Annotated in this window: 21 protein-coding genes; 2 read left to right on the top strand and 19 right to left on the bottom strand. The window is 71.3% G+C overall.

Annotated elements, in window-relative coordinates:
* Positions 1-140: 140 nt before the first annotated feature.
* Both ACZ5TL_RS31020 and ACZ5TL_RS31025 read right to left on the bottom strand, forming a co-directional pair.
* Positions 141-1,088 carry a DUF4097 family beta strand repeat-containing protein gene (locus tag ACZ5TL_RS31020; RefSeq protein ID WP_468593968.1) on the bottom strand — a complete coding sequence of 316 codons (948 nt, stop codon included), beginning with the start codon at positions 1,086-1,088 and terminating at the stop codon, positions 141-143.
* Positions 1,089-1,138: 50 nt separating this feature from the next.
* On the bottom strand, positions 1,139-1,564 hold the full coding sequence (locus ACZ5TL_RS31025; protein ID WP_468593970.1) for an RRQRL motif-containing zinc-binding protein: 426 nt from the start codon (positions 1,562-1,564) through the stop codon (positions 1,139-1,141).
* A 98-nt stretch (positions 1,565-1,662) separates the two neighbouring features.
* On the opposite strand from ACZ5TL_RS31025, the gene ACZ5TL_RS31030 reads away from it, so the two are divergent.
* On the top strand, positions 1,663-1,893 hold the full coding sequence (locus ACZ5TL_RS31030) for a hypothetical protein (protein WP_468593971.1): 231 nt from the start codon (positions 1,663-1,665) through the stop codon (positions 1,891-1,893).
* A 9-nt stretch (positions 1,894-1,902) separates the two neighbouring features.
* A complete protein-coding gene (locus ACZ5TL_RS31035) occupies positions 1,903-2,406 on the top strand; it encodes a GIY-YIG nuclease family protein (RefSeq protein WP_468593972.1) in 504 nt (167 codons plus the stop codon).
* 133 nt (positions 2,407-2,539) lie between these two features.
* On the opposite strand, the gene ACZ5TL_RS31040 is transcribed toward ACZ5TL_RS31035, so the two are convergent.
* The 17 genes from ACZ5TL_RS31040 to ACZ5TL_RS31120 all read right to left on the bottom strand — a co-directional run bounded on the left by ACZ5TL_RS31040 (position 2,540) and on the right by ACZ5TL_RS31120 (position 15,020).
* Positions 2,540-3,277 (bottom strand): hypothetical protein, encoded by a 738-nt coding sequence (locus ACZ5TL_RS31040; protein WP_468593974.1) that lies wholly within the window; start codon positions 3,275-3,277, stop codon positions 2,540-2,542.
* Positions 3,278-3,297: 20 nt separating this feature from the next.
* The gene (locus ACZ5TL_RS31045; protein ID WP_468593976.1) at positions 3,298-3,513 is read right to left on the bottom strand and encodes a hypothetical protein; all 216 of its coding nucleotides are present in this window, start codon (positions 3,511-3,513) and stop codon (positions 3,298-3,300) included.
* Positions 3,514-3,650: 137 nt separating this feature from the next.
* Entirely contained in the window at positions 3,651-3,932 is a 282-nt protein-coding gene (locus tag ACZ5TL_RS31050; protein WP_468593978.1) for a hypothetical protein, read from the bottom strand.
* The gene (locus tag ACZ5TL_RS31055) at positions 3,929-4,456 is read right to left on the bottom strand and encodes a hypothetical protein (RefSeq protein ID WP_468593980.1); all 528 of its coding nucleotides are present in this window, start codon (positions 4,454-4,456) and stop codon (positions 3,929-3,931) included. Before ACZ5TL_RS31055 ends, ACZ5TL_RS31050 begins: the two co-directional genes overlap by 4 nt.
* A gap of 109 nt (positions 4,457-4,565) precedes the next feature.
* Complete coding sequence (locus tag ACZ5TL_RS31060; RefSeq protein WP_468593982.1) at positions 4,566-4,775, bottom strand: hypothetical protein; 210 nt, start codon at positions 4,773-4,775, stop codon at positions 4,566-4,568.
* 192 nt (positions 4,776-4,967) lie between these two features.
* Positions 4,968-5,573, bottom strand: coding sequence for a hypothetical protein (locus ACZ5TL_RS31065; RefSeq protein WP_468593984.1), 606 nt, complete (start codon positions 5,571-5,573; stop codon positions 4,968-4,970).
* A gap of 83 nt (positions 5,574-5,656) precedes the next feature.
* Positions 5,657-5,956: a hypothetical protein gene (locus tag ACZ5TL_RS31070; protein WP_468593986.1), complete on the bottom strand. Its 300-nt coding sequence runs from the start codon at positions 5,954-5,956 to the stop codon at positions 5,657-5,659.
* Positions 5,957-5,975: 19 nt separating this feature from the next.
* Positions 5,976-8,045, bottom strand: a complete 2,070-nt coding sequence (locus ACZ5TL_RS31075) for a hypothetical protein (RefSeq protein WP_468593988.1) — start codon at positions 8,043-8,045, stop codon at positions 5,976-5,978.
* A 168-nt stretch (positions 8,046-8,213) separates the two neighbouring features.
* Positions 8,214-8,939 (bottom strand): hypothetical protein, encoded by a 726-nt coding sequence (locus ACZ5TL_RS31080; RefSeq protein ID WP_468593990.1) that lies wholly within the window; start codon positions 8,937-8,939, stop codon positions 8,214-8,216.
* Positions 8,936-10,219, bottom strand: a complete 1,284-nt coding sequence (locus ACZ5TL_RS31085) for a hypothetical protein (RefSeq protein ID WP_468593991.1) — start codon at positions 10,217-10,219, stop codon at positions 8,936-8,938. The genes ACZ5TL_RS31080 and ACZ5TL_RS31085 overlap by 4 nt, the downstream gene beginning before the upstream one ends.
* A 14-nt stretch (positions 10,220-10,233) precedes the next feature.
* Positions 10,234-10,701, bottom strand: a complete 468-nt coding sequence (locus ACZ5TL_RS31090) for a hypothetical protein (RefSeq protein ID WP_468593992.1) — start codon at positions 10,699-10,701, stop codon at positions 10,234-10,236.
* A 183-nt stretch (positions 10,702-10,884) separates the two neighbouring features.
* Positions 10,885-11,157 carry a nucleotidyl transferase family protein gene (locus ACZ5TL_RS31095; protein WP_468593993.1) on the bottom strand — a complete coding sequence of 91 codons (273 nt, stop codon included), beginning with the start codon at positions 11,155-11,157 and terminating at the stop codon, positions 10,885-10,887.
* Positions 11,158-11,304: 147 nt separating this feature from the next.
* The gene (locus tag ACZ5TL_RS31100; protein ID WP_468593995.1) at positions 11,305-13,044 is read right to left on the bottom strand and encodes a DUF2637 domain-containing protein; all 1,740 of its coding nucleotides are present in this window, start codon (positions 13,042-13,044) and stop codon (positions 11,305-11,307) included.
* 265 nt (positions 13,045-13,309) lie between these two features.
* Entirely contained in the window at positions 13,310-13,477 is a 168-nt protein-coding gene (locus tag ACZ5TL_RS31105) for a hypothetical protein (protein ID WP_468593997.1), read from the bottom strand.
* A gap of 75 nt (positions 13,478-13,552) precedes the next feature.
* On the bottom strand, positions 13,553-13,819 hold the full coding sequence (locus ACZ5TL_RS31110; protein WP_468593998.1) for a WhiB family transcriptional regulator: 267 nt from the start codon (positions 13,817-13,819) through the stop codon (positions 13,553-13,555).
* Positions 13,819-14,139, bottom strand: a complete 321-nt coding sequence (locus tag ACZ5TL_RS31115) for a hypothetical protein (protein ID WP_468594000.1) — start codon at positions 14,137-14,139, stop codon at positions 13,819-13,821. The genes ACZ5TL_RS31110 and ACZ5TL_RS31115 overlap by 1 nt, the downstream gene beginning before the upstream one ends.
* Positions 14,140-14,306: 167 nt before the next feature.
* A complete protein-coding gene (locus ACZ5TL_RS31120) occupies positions 14,307-15,020 on the bottom strand; it encodes a hypothetical protein (RefSeq protein ID WP_468594001.1) in 714 nt (237 codons plus the stop codon).
* Positions 15,021-15,059 lie beyond the last annotated feature (39 nt).

Below are 15,059 nucleotides of genomic sequence, written 5' to 3' on the forward strand. Positions count from 1 at the left end.
CAAAGGGCGGTGGTCCGAAGTGGTGACCCGGCCCGGGCGCGATCACGGGCACGCCCGGGCCGGGCGGTGCTGGCCGGTCGGCCACCGCCGGCCCCGGACCGCCCTGGCGGGGGTGTCCGGGACCGACAGAAGCCGGTCGGTCAGCTGCGACGGCGGCGGGGGCCGCTGGTGCCGGACTGGCGGCGGCTGGGGAGGCGCACGTCGCCGGACATGCTGTTGGCGCGGACGTCCAGGTCGTCGTTGACGGCCTGCTCGGTGGCGGTGACGTTGACGTCGCCGGACATCGTCTTGGCGGTGATGTCGCCGCCGGCGGTGGCGTGGACGCGGATGTCGCCGGACATGCTGTTGAGCTGGGCGGTGCCGCCGAAGTCGCGGATGGTGACGTCGCCGGACATGGTGCTGGCCTCCACGACGTCGGTGCGGCCGAGCCGGATGTCGCCGGACTGTGTCTTGGCGGTGATGTGCGGGGAGTTCTCCACGTCGATGTCGCCGGACTGCGTGCCCGCGGTGAACTGCTCGGTCTGGCCGGGGGCGCGGACGGTGCCGGACTGGGTGGAGGCGGACACGGCCGTGTAGGTGCCGTCGGCGGTGACGTCGGCGGACTGGGTGCGGGCGGTGACCGAGCTTCCCTCGGGCACCACGGCGGTGATCTCGATGGGGGAGCTGCCGGTGATGATCGTGGTGCTGCCCTGGCCGGGGGTGATGCGTCGGCCGTTCACGTAGACGTTGCCGCCGACCATGGTCATGTCGCCGTCGATGACCATGCCGGTGACGGACCCGTGGACGGTGCCGAAGGACTGGACGACGCTGGTGCCGCCCCCGCCGCGGATGATGGTGGTGCTGCCGCCGCTGATGCCGCCTCCCTTGCCCTGGACGTGGGCGACCAGGGCGCCGCGGGCGTCCCACCGAAGGTCGGCGTCGCGGACCGCGTCGGCGGAGTCGCCGGTCTCGTCGGCGGTGCGGATGGTGATCTCGGCTTCCTTGCGGGTGCGGTCCGTGCGGACGGTGACGACGCCGCCCGCGCCCAGGAGCTGGGCGTCGATCAGGATCGGGCCGGGCTGCTGGGCGGTGAGGGTGCGAGTGGGCATGGCAGATCTCCTCTGCTGGTCGATGGCGGTGAAGGGTGAAAGCCGCTGGGTCAGGCGGCCGATGGGTTGATGTAGGAGCTGGGGTGCGCGGGGGTGCCCTCGTGGCACTCCAGGCAGATGCCGAGCGAGGTACGCAGGCAGCCGTAAAAACGGCGGCCGCACTTGGGGCAGGTCTGGCGGGCGGCCATGGCCTTGTCGAGCGCGTACTCCTTGGCGAGCGTCATCGGCCGGACCGGCTTCGCTTTGGCGATCTCGTACAGGAAGCCGTTCTTCGGGCCGCGCGTCTCCACCTCGGCCACCACGTCCTGGCCGCCGGGCCGCAGTCCCATCGCCCTCAACTGCCGTTTGGTGGCGAGTCCTTCGGGTGCCTGGTTGCGCTTGTAGATCGGGATGGTCGTCGGCGGCTCGGTGGGTGCGTACGGGTCGACGTCGACCAGGTCGTCGTTCTCTTGCGGGTCGAAGTCGTCCTTACGCACGGGTGTCCCTCCCTCGCCGGATTACCGATCCACCGTTGCGATACAAAGTAGCGATACAGAGGAGCGATACGCAACCGTGTAGCGATACTCTGTTGCGCATGGATGTTGAACAGGGGCTGGATCAGGCCACTCAGCGGTACAGAGAGACCGAGGAAGCCCACGACGAGGCGCGAAAGGCCGCCGTCGCAGCTGTCGTTGCAGCTCTGAAGGGCGGGATGCGGCCCACCGACGTGACGGAGAGATCTCCGTTCACAGCGGCGTACGTGCGGCGGATCGCCCGCGAGAACGGCATTGAGCCCGCGAAGCCTGGACCCAAGAGCAGCAAGTGAGGAGGGGCAATGGCTGCTGACCCCACCGCTCGAACCGCGTTATACCGGGCCTTCAACCAGAGCAATGAGCTGCTGTACGTAGGCATCTCGAGTGAGCCCTACGATCGCTTCCGCACTCACCTCCGGGAGAAGGACTGGTGGGAGAGGGACGTCACCAAGCTGACCCTGGAGTGGTTCCCGGACCGGCCACAGGCTGAGAAAGCCGAGTACGAAGCCCTGCACGCCGAACTGCCGCTCCGCAACGAACGCCGCTCGTACACCTCGAAGTTCGCCGACGAACGACCGTCGGCACCCGTCACCGAAGACATGGATGTTGCGAACGCCCGCAGGGTGGCCGAATTCCTCGGCGTCTCACCCCAGCGCATCACCACACTGAGCAAGCGACGGGACTTCCCTCCACGTCTGGAACGCCCTGGCCCCGCATCCTGGGACCTCAACGCAGTCAAGCTATGGGCCGCGACCTGGGACCGCGTGCCCAAGTGGAAACGCGACAGGGAGGCCCGCTCGAAGTAGCCCGGACCGACAGCCACTGCGCCGCACGGACGTTCCGTGCGGCGCAGTGGTGCTTCTGATGGTGCTGGTTGTTCCTGGCCGTTCTCCGCCCGGTCCGCGCGCGGGGCGCGGGCCGGACAGGCAGCGGTCAGGGTCAGTTCAGCGACGGCGGCTGCATGGGGTCGAACGGCTTGTACGAGGGCTTCGGCTCCGGGTGGTGGCAGTGGATCTCGGCACGGACCTCGGGGGCGGGCGGCGTCTGGTTGTGCACGTCGACGTTGATGAAGGCGGCCGGGGAGAGGCTGATGCCGCGCAGCGCCAGGACGGACAGGGCCGCCCAGGCCAGGACCGCGATGCCGGCGGCGACCTCGCGGCCGGGGCCGGGGGTGCCGATCCACACCATGGCGACGGTGGCCGCGCCCCATACGGTCCAGGTGAGGCGGGCTCCGCCGTTGCGGAGGTAGCCGAGGATGAACGCGACGACGCCGACCGCCTGCCAGGCGCTGTAGGCGGTGGTGGCGTCGACGGGCAGCGCCTGCGTGCGTGCGGCGAGGTAGGACCGGACCGGCTGGTCGATGGTGGCGAGCAGGCCGGTGTGGTCGTCGCCGGTCGGGGTGGACCACGGCAGGGCCCGCGCCGCTTCGATCACGGTGGCCCCGATGCCGTACAGCGAGAAGAACGCGGCCGCGGCGATGGCGAGGATGATGACGCTCTTGATCCATCCGGCCATGAGCCGCCAGCCGTAGGTGGGGGCCATCCGGATGTCGTGGAGGCGGCGGCCGAGCCAGCCGTGTTCTGCGCTGAACTGCTTCCACCAGCTGTAGTCCCGGGCCTGGGTGGTGGGCTCCTGCTGGCGGTCGGCGCGGGAGTGGGGGAACGGGGTGACGCTCATGGTGGTGTCGCCTCTCGTGGTCAGCGGGACGGGCTTGTGCCGGTGCTGGGGTCGGCGGGCGCGGTGTGCGCCGGCCTGGGCGGGTCGGTTTTGGTCGCGGCGTCGCTGCTGTGGGTGCCGATGTAGAAGCCGCCGATCAGGCCGAGGATGAGGAAGACCTTGTGCCGGTTGGCCTTCCACCAGGTGGGCGGGGCGGGCTCGGTGAGGACACCTATGACGGCGGGCGCTTTCGCCAAAGCGACTGCTCTCCTTGTGGGTTGTCCGCAGGCACTGCTGCGGCAGGGGACGAGGTGCTGGGGAGGCCGGTCGGCCTGTCCGGCCCCCGGAGCCGCCGCGAGGGGCGGGGCGCCGGAGGCCGGGCGGGCAGGCCGGGTCAGGTCGCCGTCGCGGGAGCGGCGGCGCAGTCGCGGCACAGGTACTGCCGGTCGGTGCTCAGCGGGTTGGTGAGGACGCTCGTGCCGATGGGGGTGAGGGCGTCGCAGCCGTCGCAGCGGGGGCCGAGCAGCTCGCGCAGCTGGTCCAGTTGCTGGGCGAGCTGGGCGCGTTCGCCGGGCAGCATGTCGCCGACGATGCGGCGGGCGCCCGGCAGGTCCTCGTTCATGACGGCGTACAGGGCGGCGGTCTCGGTGAAGGCGGTGACGGTGGGAGGGTTCATACGCCGCCGCCGATGACGATGGTCGGGACGGTGCCGACGGGCCAGCAGGGTCCGGCGCACGGGGTGCGGTCGGGCAGCTGGTGGGGGTGGAGGATCGGGGCTCCGTTGGCGGCGTGCATGCCGCGGTAGCGCCACACGACGCCGGGGCGACGGCCGTCGTCGCTGGCGGGCACGTAGTCGGCGTCCAGGTCGAAGGTGCGGCCGGAGGCCGGATCGGTCCACATGCCGGGCTGGTCCGTGACCTGGCTGAGCAGGCCGCTGCCGGGGTCGGTGTAGCGGTTGACGAGGGCGTCCAGCTGCGCGCGGATCTTGTCGGCGTTGGCGCGGATCCAGTCGGGGACCAGGTGCTCCTGGCCGCGGGGCGCGTAGTGGGTGGCGCTGTCCTGGGGGTCGGCCTCGAGGGCCTGGTCCAGGTGTGCCATGGCCGCGAGCAGCTCGGTGACGGCGGGCGCTTCGATGCGGACGACTCTGGCGGCGTGCTGGCAGTACTGGATCTCGGTGGGGCTGAGGGGGGCGGTGGTCAACGAAGGCTCCTTGCAGGCGGGTCGGGGTGGGGCCGGGCGGCCTGTCCGGTCCTCGCCCTGTGCTGCCGCGCGGGGCGGCGGGGGGCGAGGGCCGGGCGGGCGGTCCGGATCACGGCGTGGCCGGGGTGGCGCTGTCAGCGGGTGCGGTGTGCGCGGGCGGCGTGTTGGTGGCGGCCGGGGCGTCGGTGCTGTTCTGGCCGAGCAGGAAGCCGATGATCAGCGCGAGGACGGCGAGGACCTTGTGGCGGTTGGTCTGCCACCAGCCGGGCTGGGGCGCGGGCTGGAGGGTGAGGACGGGTCCGGAAGGCTGTCGGGCCATGGCGGATCGCTCCTTGGCGAGGTAGAGGGAAGGAAGGTGCGGGCAGGCCGGTCGGCCTGGCCGGCCCTCGAGGCCGCCGTGGGGGCGGGCCGAGGACCAGGCAGGTCGGCGGGAAGAGCCTTGGGTCGCCGCCGCTTTGAGCGCGGCGAGCGCGGCCTCCAGGAGCTCGATGTGCTTCGCGGCGAGGCGGCGTTACTGCTTGTTGCGGTTGCCGTCGCCCCACTGGATGTTCACGTCGCCGCCGCGGCCGATGAGCCGTTTGCCGCCGGTGTCGATCTGCGGGGCGAAGACGACGGTCGACGGCTCACTGCTGGTGCCGTGGTCGCTGCCGGTGTGGCCTGCGGCCTTGGCGAACAGGGAGCGGGCGACGGCCAGGCCGCCGAACAGGATGACGGCGAGGACCAGGGCGACCTTCCAGAGCATGTCGAGCACGTCCACGAGGCCTCCCAGGGCGGGTGCGGCGATACGGAGGGCGATGGCGCCTCCGAGGGCGAGAGCGGTGATGCTTCCGGCGACCATGCCGATCGCCTTCGCCCAGGAGGGCATCGGCTCGCGCGGTGTGGCGACGGGGACCGGGTCCAGGCGGTGCTCCACGGGGCGGCCCCAGGCGATGCGGCCGTCGGGGAGCTGGACCTGGACGGAGCCGGGGACCGGCACCTGGTAGAGGGTCAGGGCCGGGGCGGGTGCCTGCTGTACGACGACCTGGTGGTGCTGGGGGGCGGGCTGCCAGATCGCGGTGGGCACGGTGGGGGAGTAGGGGCCGACTTCCTGGTCGACCAGGTGCTGCTCGGTGTTCATCGGGCGCTCCAGGGGAGTCGGGTACGGCCGAGGCCGGCCCCTCGGGGGAAGGGGCCGGCCTCGGTGGTGGGGCGGGGTGGTGGCTACAGGTCGCCGTGCTCGGCGGCGGCGTTCAGCTCCGCGAGGGTGGCGTACTGGCGGGGGAGCCGGGAGCGGCCGCGGATGTGGATGCCGTTGGCGCGGCCGCTGGTCATGAGTTCGGTGAGCTGGTCGCGCTGGGGGCCGGACAGGCTGGCCAGGAGTGCGGGTGCGTCGTCCAGAACGATGGTGAGCGTGGGGGTCGGGGCGGGCTCGGTGCCGAGGCGGGCGGCGCGCTGGCGGACCAGGGCGGCGGCCTGGTCCAGGATCTGCAGGGCGCCGGCCGGGGCGTCGGTGCTGTTCACAGGGTTCTCCCTCGCTGGTTCAGGCGGCGGCCATGTAGTCGGCGTGGTCGGTGTGGACCCAGGCGCCGTGGCCGAGGTTGGTGACGGGCACGTTCGGGTCGTCCTTCATCCGCCCCAGGGCGGTGCGCACCCGGGGGTTGGGGATGCCCAGCGACCTGGAGATGACCGCCGGTGCTGCGGGCTTGCCGTGCTTGTGGAGGAAGGCGACGATCCGCCGGGTGGTGTCGGACATCGACGCGCCCTCGGGCTCCACGGCGTCCGGCACCTTCTCCATGGCCACAGCGGGCACGGCCTGCTTCTTCCCGGGCTTCTTCGCCTGGGTCGGGGCGGTGTCGGTGAAGCGCTCGGGGTTGTACGTGTAGTCCTCGCCGGCGTTGCGCAGACGGATCATCAGCGCGTGCTCTTCGAGGATGTGACGCACGATCGGCAGCGCGTCGATGCTGGCCTGCTCGATGCCGGTGGTCTCGCCCTCGTGGGCCAGGCCGTAGGCGTCTTCGACGTTGGGGGCCCGCCACATCGCGGACCGGTTGTCGGGACCGGCGAGGTAGCCGAGGCCGCCGGTGCTGGTGCCGTCGTTGAACTCCTTCGGGATCGCGCCCGGGTCGATGTCCCCGAGGGCGTTTCCGGCGGCCCGCTTGCCGGTCGCGGAGGAGCCGGAGCGCAGGACCAGGTTGTTGCCGCCCTGGAGGATGTCGCGGATCAGGGTCTCGCCGCCCAGCTCCGAGGCGTTGGGGGACTGGTTGGCCAGGCGGAACTTGATGCCGACCTTCCGGGCCTCCTTCACGAGGTCACCGACGATCTTGACGGCTTCCTCGCCGAAGTCGGGGTCGTTGAGGAGGTCGTGGGCCTCGTCCAGGGTGACGCAGACCAGCGGGTCGGGATCGCCCGGCACGAAGAAGGCGCGGCCGACGCGGGTGCGGCCCTTGTCGTCGACCCACTTCAGCCGGTTGTACCGCTTGCCGCGCTCCTTCATCAGGGCGTGCACGGCGCGCAGGACGACGATGCCGAAGGCGTTGCCCGGCGCGAACACGGCGACACCGTCGGGCCAGTCCGGCAGGGACAGGCCGGCCTGCGGGTCGATGACGATCGAGCACATCAGCGGGCTGCGCCGCTCGATGCCCAGCAGCCCGTCCAGCGCGCGGGACTTGCCGGAGCCGGAGGTGCCGGTGATGAAGTCGTGCACCGCGCCGGAGCCGGGCAGGAAGAACCGGTAGTTGGCCTGCTCGCCGTCGTAGTAGACGCCGAACGGGGCGAGTCCGGTCTCCGGGTCCAGGACGTGCTGGGGGCCGAAGAGGGTGCCCTTCTTCAGCGGGTTCTCGGTGAACACCGTGACCCGGCCCTTGCGCGGGGAGAGCTTCTCCAGCGCCACCAGGTCGGGGTCGTCGATGCCGAGCGAGGACAGCACGTCGTCCAGTGCCACGATCTTGAAGGACTTGCCGCGCGGCACGTGGATCTCCGCCGACCAGCCGCCCTTGGGGTTGGCGATCGGGGAGACCAGCTTGCTCTTGGGGTACGGCCCGTCGGGGACGGCGGCGTACTCCATCCAGTCCAGCATCTGCTGGGTCAGCTCCGGGGCCTTCGCCTGCGGGCGCCGTCCCCAGCGCTGCCACGCCCAGGCGCCGTAGCCGAGCGACCAGGCCAGGGAGAAGCCCCACCAGGGGTTCTCGCCCCATTCGGGTCCGCCGACGCTCGCCATGGTGGTGAGCAGGCCGGAGCCGGTGACCGGCATGGACAGGCCGATGTAGCGGTCGTGTTCGGCGGGCAGGGTGCGGGCGGGCCGCCACACGCCGTTCCACTTGACCAGGCCGGGGACCCAGCCCCAGGCGCCGGCGGCCGCGGCCCCGGTGAATCCGAGGGTGAGGGCGGTCTTCCAGCCGTCGGGCGTGGCGGACAGCAGCTCGCCGGCCGGACCCATGCTGGCGGCGGTGACGGCGAGGGTGAGGCGGCCGCGGTTGGCGAGCGCCCACTCTTTGAAGGTGCGGGAGTTCTTCTTGCCGGTTGCCGCCTGGGCTGTTGCCTGGTTGGTCTGCGCGGCGACGAAGGCGGCGAGGTCGACGTACTGGGGGGTGGGGTTCTTCGGGGCGCGCACGGCGGGTTCCCTTCATGCTCGGGGCTGTGGAGGACGGGTCCGGGGGCCCGGTGCTCCCCACCGCCTCCGAACCGCGCCTGGTGCGCGGGCCGGGGGCGTCTGGGCAACACAGGGGTCGGGCCCGCCAGTTGGCGGGCCCGGTGGCCTGACGGGTGGTGCAGTGGGCGCCTATTCGGCGTCGTAGAAGGTGTTCTTCGCCATCGGGACGTCGGAGTCGTCGACGGCGTCCTGGATGCGGCCGTGGTTGCGGTGCGCGGTGCGCGCGGCGGTCTCGGCCTGGGTGACGGACTTGTCGGTGGCGTTCTTGTAGGCGTCGGCGGCCTTCTTCGACCCGTCGATCAGGTCACCGAGCATGTGCATGTTGCCGACGGTGTAGTTGTCGACGTTGAGGGCCTTCAGCTCCTCGCCGATGCCGCGCATCCGTTCGGCCATCTCGCCGGACCAGGCCGCGAGGTTGTCGACGTCCTCCTGGCGGGTCTCGACTTCCGCGCGGATGGTGTTGAGCGCGGTGAGCAGGGCTCGGTGGTTGACGACGTCAGGGATCTTCGTGATCGGCATGGGGTGGGTTCCTTCCTTTTCGGGGCTGGAGTCGGAGACGACGTCCTCGATGACGCCGCTGAAGTCCTCGGGGGCGTCGATGTCGTCGTCCGGGTCGATCAGCCCGTAGCCGGGGTCATCGGGGGAGCCGAGGGTGACGATGTCGCCCTCCTCCCAGCGGCCGCGGTCGCTTTCGAACTCGTAGTCCGCGTCGAACCACGGCAGCCAGTCGCCGGAGTGGCGGGGGGCGTAGATGACGGTGGTGCCGATCCGCGTGTAGTGGACGTTGACCTGCCGGGAGATGCCGTCTTCCTCCCACGTCCACACGTACGGTTCGACCCGCCGGGGCTCTGTCACCGGTCGTAGTAGCCGGCCTGGGCGGCCCGCTCGATCGGGGAGGACTGGACGGCTTCGGCGATGCCGCCGTGGGCCTTGTAGGCGGAGGCCGCGGCCGCCACGGCGAAGTCGCCAGCGTCCTTGGCTGCGGCGCCGTACTGGGCGGCGGCCGCCGACTGGGTGTGGATGTCCTCGCGCAGCGTGTCGATCTCCTGGCGGGTCTTGGCGTCGACCTCCATCTCGGCCATCTCCGCCTCGATCTGGTCGAGGCGGTCGGAGAGGGACTTGTCGTCGGCGGCGATCGCGATGGCCTCTTCCGAGCGCATCTCGCACATCGCCTTCGTCAGGGTCAGGGCGTTCATCAGCCCGTCCAGGGTGCGGATTTCGGGGATGACCATGTTGGGAGAGGACATCGGGTCTCCGTTCTGTGCAGGGTCGGGCACCACGCTCAGGTGGCGGCGCCCGGCGGGGGATTCGGGATCGGGGTCGGGGTCGGCGGGCTTCGGTTCGGCGGTCCGGGCCCGTTCCTCGGCCGCCTCGGCCCGCTCCTTCGCTTCGCGGGCTTCCTTCTGCGCGGCGAGGACCTTGTCGGTCGCCGCCCGGTCACGCGTCTCTTCGGCTTCCTTGCGGGCCTGTTCGGCCTTCGCCTCTGCCTCGGCCCGCTCCTTGATCGCCTGCTCGAGGATGGCGTTGAGGTCGAGGTGGGGTCCGCCGGGCGAGTCCGGCTTGCCGTCACCCGTCTCGGCAGCCGCCGGGGATGCCTTCGGCTCCTCCGGCTTCTCCTTCGCGTCCTCGTCGTCGGCTTTCGCGTCCGGGGGATCGGTCTTCGGCGGTTCGGTGGGCTTGGGCGGGTAGGGCGGCGGGGGCCCGGCCTTGGCCGCTGCTTCCTCCGCCTTCTTCTTCGCCTCGGCCTCTTCCTTCTTCTTCCGCCTCGCCTCGGCCTTCTCGGCCATCTTGCGGCGGTGCTCTTCACGGATCTCCGGCCACCGCTCGCGGTAGCCCTCGCCGACGGCCTTCCACATGGTGGAGCCGGTCTCGGTGATGACCGCGAGCGGCACGGCGGCCTTCCCGCCGATCTTCGCGCTGCGTGGGGCGGCGGCGCTGAAGGTGCCGCCCGGCTCGGTCGGCCCGGGCCGCTTCACCACCGTGGTGGTGCCGTCCTTGGGGCCGCTGGCGGCGACCTTCTCGACGGCCTTGCGGGACTCCGCGGTGTCGTAGCGGCGGTCGTCGGTGCCGGTCACCTTCTCCACGCCGCGGGCTCCGGCGTAGGCGATGGCGATGAGCAGGATGAGTTCGAACACGGCTCAGCCCCCGCTCACGCCATGCCGAAGGCGCCGGCGACCAGGCGGCCGACGGTCGTGACGACCCAGGCCAGCCCGGTCTGGATGCCATCGCCGATGGGGCCGGGGATGGTGGAGGCCAGCACCGGCAGGATCGCGCCCAGGATCCGGGTGCGCATCTCCACCTTCCGCGTGACCAGGTCGTTGACGAAGACCAGGGTCACGCCCAGGGCGGGGATGCCGGTGATGATCAGGCCGGTCCACTCGCCGACCGAGCTGACCGCCCAGTCGTTGATGGAGTTGACCGTCTCGTTCCACCAGGAGCCCGCCGGGGTGGCGACCATCGCGGCCGACGCGGTCGCGATGAGGACCGCCTGGGCGCGGTCGGTGTGGAGCTTGTTGGTGACCTTGTTCAGTCCGGGCAGCTTCTCCGCGTAGTACAGGAGCGCGGCGGACCCGGCGCAGGCCCCGCCGGCGGCGGCGCTGACAGCGGCGTCGATCATGGATTTTCCGTCCTTCCGGGACATGGGTTGCGGTTTGACGAGTCGTTACAGAGCGTCGTATCCTCGCGCGCGCACGGGCGCGCCTGCGCGCGTGGGTGCGCGCGGCCGTACGGGTGGGGTCTGTTGCGGCTGTAACAGCCCGATGTCACAGGCCTTGTCACAGCTGCCGTCACAGCCGGGCTGTCACTGTGCGTGCGTCTCGCGGATGTGCTCGAGGGCCTGCGTGAGTGCCTCGTAGGCGCGCTCGCGGTCGGCCGCGGGGAGCTTGTCGAGGGTGCCCCGGAGGCGGTCGAAGGTGACCGCGGCGACCATGTCCGGGCCCTCCTGGCGGGCCTCCTCCAGGCGCCGGCCCCAGTGCTCCGCGCGCCGGGCCTGCTTCTCGGCCCGCTTGCGCCGCAGCTTCTTCTTGCGCTCCGGGGGGTTGTTCCACGGGGCGGTTTCGTTGGTGTCGCTCACCTGCGGTTTTGCCTCCTTCCAGGGCGTGTTCGTGGCAGGGTTGGTGCCGGCGCTTCGGCGCCTTCACCGCGTCCCCGAGGTGCCAACATCACTTCGGGGGCCGGTGGAGCCGTCGAATGAGCTCGTTTTCGCAGGTCGGGGGCCCTTTCAGGCCGCCTGGGCGGTCTGACCGCCGTCCTGCTCGTCCAGCAGCTGGAGCGCGCGCTGCTTGCGGTCCTGGGCGGAGCCGGTGGAGATGCCCAGCTCCTCGGAGATGACGCGGACGGTGACCGCGCTCTCGCCTCGGGCCTGGATCATCGCGGCGACCCGGTGCGTGTCCCAGTCGACCTGGCTCATGCGGGCCCGGGCCGCGGCTTCAACCGCACGCGCCTCATGTTCAGCAGCGCGGGCGCGGCGTTCAGCGGCCTCCTCCTTCGCGGCCTCCGCGCGGGCGACGGAAGCGGCGATCTCCTCGCTGTCGAGCTGCTCCTGCTTGGCCGCGTTCACCGTCGCGGCGCGGTGTTCAGCCTCCCGCCGCTCGTGTTCAGCGGCCTCTTCCAGGGCCTTGGCCCGGGCCGCTTCGGCCTCGGCCAGGCGCTGCTGCTCCTGGGCGATCCCGGCCTGGCGGGCGAGCTCGTCCTGTTGGGCGCGAGCGGCGGCGTCGGCCTGGATCCGGCGCTCGGCCTCGGTGGCCTGAGACGCCATCTGCTGCTGCTCCAGACCCCAACTGGCCTGCGCCTTCTCCCGCTCGATGCGGGCGAGGGTGCGGCGCTTCTCGGTCTCGTCGGCGAGCTCCTGGGCCTGCGCGGCGGCCTCGTCCTCGGCCAGCTTGAGCGCGTGCTGCCGCTTGGCCTCACGGAGTTGAAAGTCCGCCTCGGCTTGCTGAATCTCCGCCTGAGCCTCGCGTTCCGCTTCGGCTTTGGCGATCTTCAGGCGGCCCTCGGCGCGGATCTTGTCGACCTCGGCTTGAATGCGCGCGGTCCCGAGTTGAACATCGGCCTCGACTCGTTGAATCTCGGCCTCGGCTCGCTGAAAGGCCGCCTTGGCGAGACGCTGGGTCTCGCGTACTTCCTCCATCAGCGGGACGGCCAGGGCCTCATCGACTGAAAGCCCGACCTTGGCCAGTTGAAAGGGGGCCAGCTCCTCCTGAGTGGCCTTCCGGCGCCAGCGGCGGGTCTCGTACTTGGAGGCGAGACGCTGCCGGTAGACCATCCACTCCTTGTGGTGGGCGAGCGCGACCTCGTAGTCGGTGATCTCGTCCTGCCGCATCAGCTTCCAGATCCGGAACGTCGTCAGCGGCTGGCACAGCCACCGCGAGAGGCGGATCTTGCCCATGCGGCGCGCACCGTGCACCTCACCGATGTGCGCGGCGTACAGGTGCGCGGCGATCTCGGAGAAGATCACCCACAGGGCGGCGAGACCGGCGTGCCCGACCTGGGCAGGCAGCGAGTTCGCAGCCTCCCAGTTGAGGTAGATCGTCAGGACCGTGCCGCCGCGCGGCACCCACTTGATCCACCACAGGGGGCGGCGGGCGCGGATCAGCAGCAGGTTGACGATGCCGAAGGCGAGGATCGACAGGTCGATGCCGACCGGCAGCAGCCACGGGTCGTCCCAGCCCCAGCCGCCCTCAGAGGCCGGCAGTGCTGCCTTGTCGTACAGGGCACCGAAGCTGCTGTAGAGACCGAGGACGGCGACGCCGGTGCCGAGCAGCACGCCGAAGACGGCGAGCCACAGCTCCCACGTCGCGTAGCCGCGGTCTTCCTCCTCGGCCTGGACGTCATCGGTCACGGCCTGCGCGCCGGGATCGCGGTGGGTGTCGTCCCGCGTGGCGGGCGGGGTGTCGGGAACGAGGGAGTGGTCGGTCGCCTGTTCGGCGTCGGAGCGGACCAGGTCCGCAGAGATCGTCATCTTGTGCTCCTTGATCGGTCGTGCCGGGGGCGGCGGGGGATGGCGGGTGGGGACGCTCAGCCCCGGGGGTCTGCCCGACCCGGCGGGCGAGGACAAGGCGTCGGCCCGCAGTGCGGGCGGGCTGCTGTCCGAAGGCCCGGGCGGCGGGCGCGAAGTTGGGTGCCGCTCCCGGTCGGCGGGAGCCAGCGGAGCGGATCGGGGGAGGCCCCGGGCGCTCCCTGCCGTCCCCGCCGGCGGGCGGGGGCGACAGGCAACTCGGGGAGGTTCAGTCCTTGTTGCGGTTGAGGTAGGCGTCCTGCAGTCGGCTGAGCGACTCGAACAGCCGGCTCCCGGCCGCGCAGCGGGACTCGGGGGTGCAGGCCGTGCAGGTATCGGTGTGTTCGCGGTGCGTCCGGTCGGCGGCCATGTAGCGCTGGTACAGGTCGTCAGCCATGCGCGCGGCGGCCGAAGTCGTGCTGCTGGTTGGTGCGGCGGAGCGCGTCCTCCAGGCGCTGGCGTTCGGCCTCGCTCATGCCGTCGCCTCCTTCGCCTTCTGCGTCCGCCTGCGGGCGGCGCGCCGCTTCATCGAGCGGCGCTCGTCCTCGGACAGGCCGCCCCACACGCCGGAGTCCTGGCCGGTCTCCAGCGCCCACTGGAGACAGGTCTCCATGACGGGGCATCGACGGCAGACCGATTTGGCCTCTTCGATTTGGATCAGGGCCGGGCCGGTGTTGCCGATGGGGAAGAACAGGTCCGGGTCCTCGTTGGCGCACTGGGCGCCGAATCGCCAGTCCATTACTTCGCGCCTCCGACCGTGCCGGCCTCGCAGACCAGGTGGTCCGACGTCGTCCACACGCTGCCGATCGCGAACGGCTCGCCGTCCGGGCGCAGCACGTCGCGGACGATCAGCGCCCACTGCGCGCAGCGGCGGTTGAGCAGCTGGCGGGCGCGCTCGGGGTCGCGGACCAGGTCGAGCACCTCGAAGGCGCCGTCGGTGTTCCGGTAGATGGCGCCCTTGTCGCGGGGGCCGACCTGCTCGTCGATGACCCGGCGCAGGGCTTCGAGGGTTGCCGGGTCTCCGCTCGCGGCCGCGGGCCGGGGGAGCGGGTGTGTCATGCTGAGGGTGTGCAACAGGGCCTCCAGATAGGTCCGTTCGAACAGCCCCCGGTGGCCCCCGGGGGCTGTCGCCTTTTCGGTCGGCTGTCGTACGAGCAGCCACGGCCCTGCGCCCACCAACCGAGGTCAGTGGGCGCAGGGCCGTGGTCGTTCGTCGGAGTGCGAGTTCAGTGCGCGAGGTGCCGACGGTTGTTGTAGGCGTCCTTCAGCGGCGCGAGCTCCGCCAGGAGCACCTGGGCTTCCTCACAGTTCCGCTTGGACTTGCACTTGCCGCACTGCTTCTTGTGCTCGGTGAACGCGTTGCGTGCCTCCACGTACTTGGCGGTCAGCGGGTCCGCCTGGCGCCACTGGTTTGCGCGCCGGCGGGCCTGCTCCTCGCCGCGACGCCGCTCCCACGTCTGGTCCGCCTTCTGCTCGCGGGCCTGCTTCTTGCGCTGTTCCTCGCGGGTCGCCTCCGTCCGGCTTCGGCGTTCCGCCAGCTGGTGCCCGATGCCGCAGAACCCCCCGGCGCGGCAGGTTGCGCACTTGGCTCGGTGCAGCGCCACGGCCTCGCAGGCCTGCTCGTACGCGGCGTTCAGCTCGGACTGGAAGAACCGGACGGGCTGCGACTTCGGCGCACGAGCCATACGGGCCACCGGCACCGGTGCCTCGGGCAGCGGCTTGTAGAACTGCTGGCTGGCGCGGAGCGAGGCGGCCTCCTGCTCTCCCGTTGCGAGACGCTCGCCCCACTCCTCAACGGTGATGTCCATGATCAAGCGGCGTGCACTGCCGGGGCAGCGCACCGCAGCACCTTCGCTGCGGTCGTCGCGCTCGGGGTAGTGGGGCAGGATCAGGCTGCGCTTCAGGCGGCGCCAGGTCCCGCACTCCGGGCAGAGGATCATGCGGGTTTCGTTGTCGCGGAGGTTGAGGTGGTGGGGTCG

Source organism: Streptomyces sp. NPDC033136 (assembly GCF_055578235.1).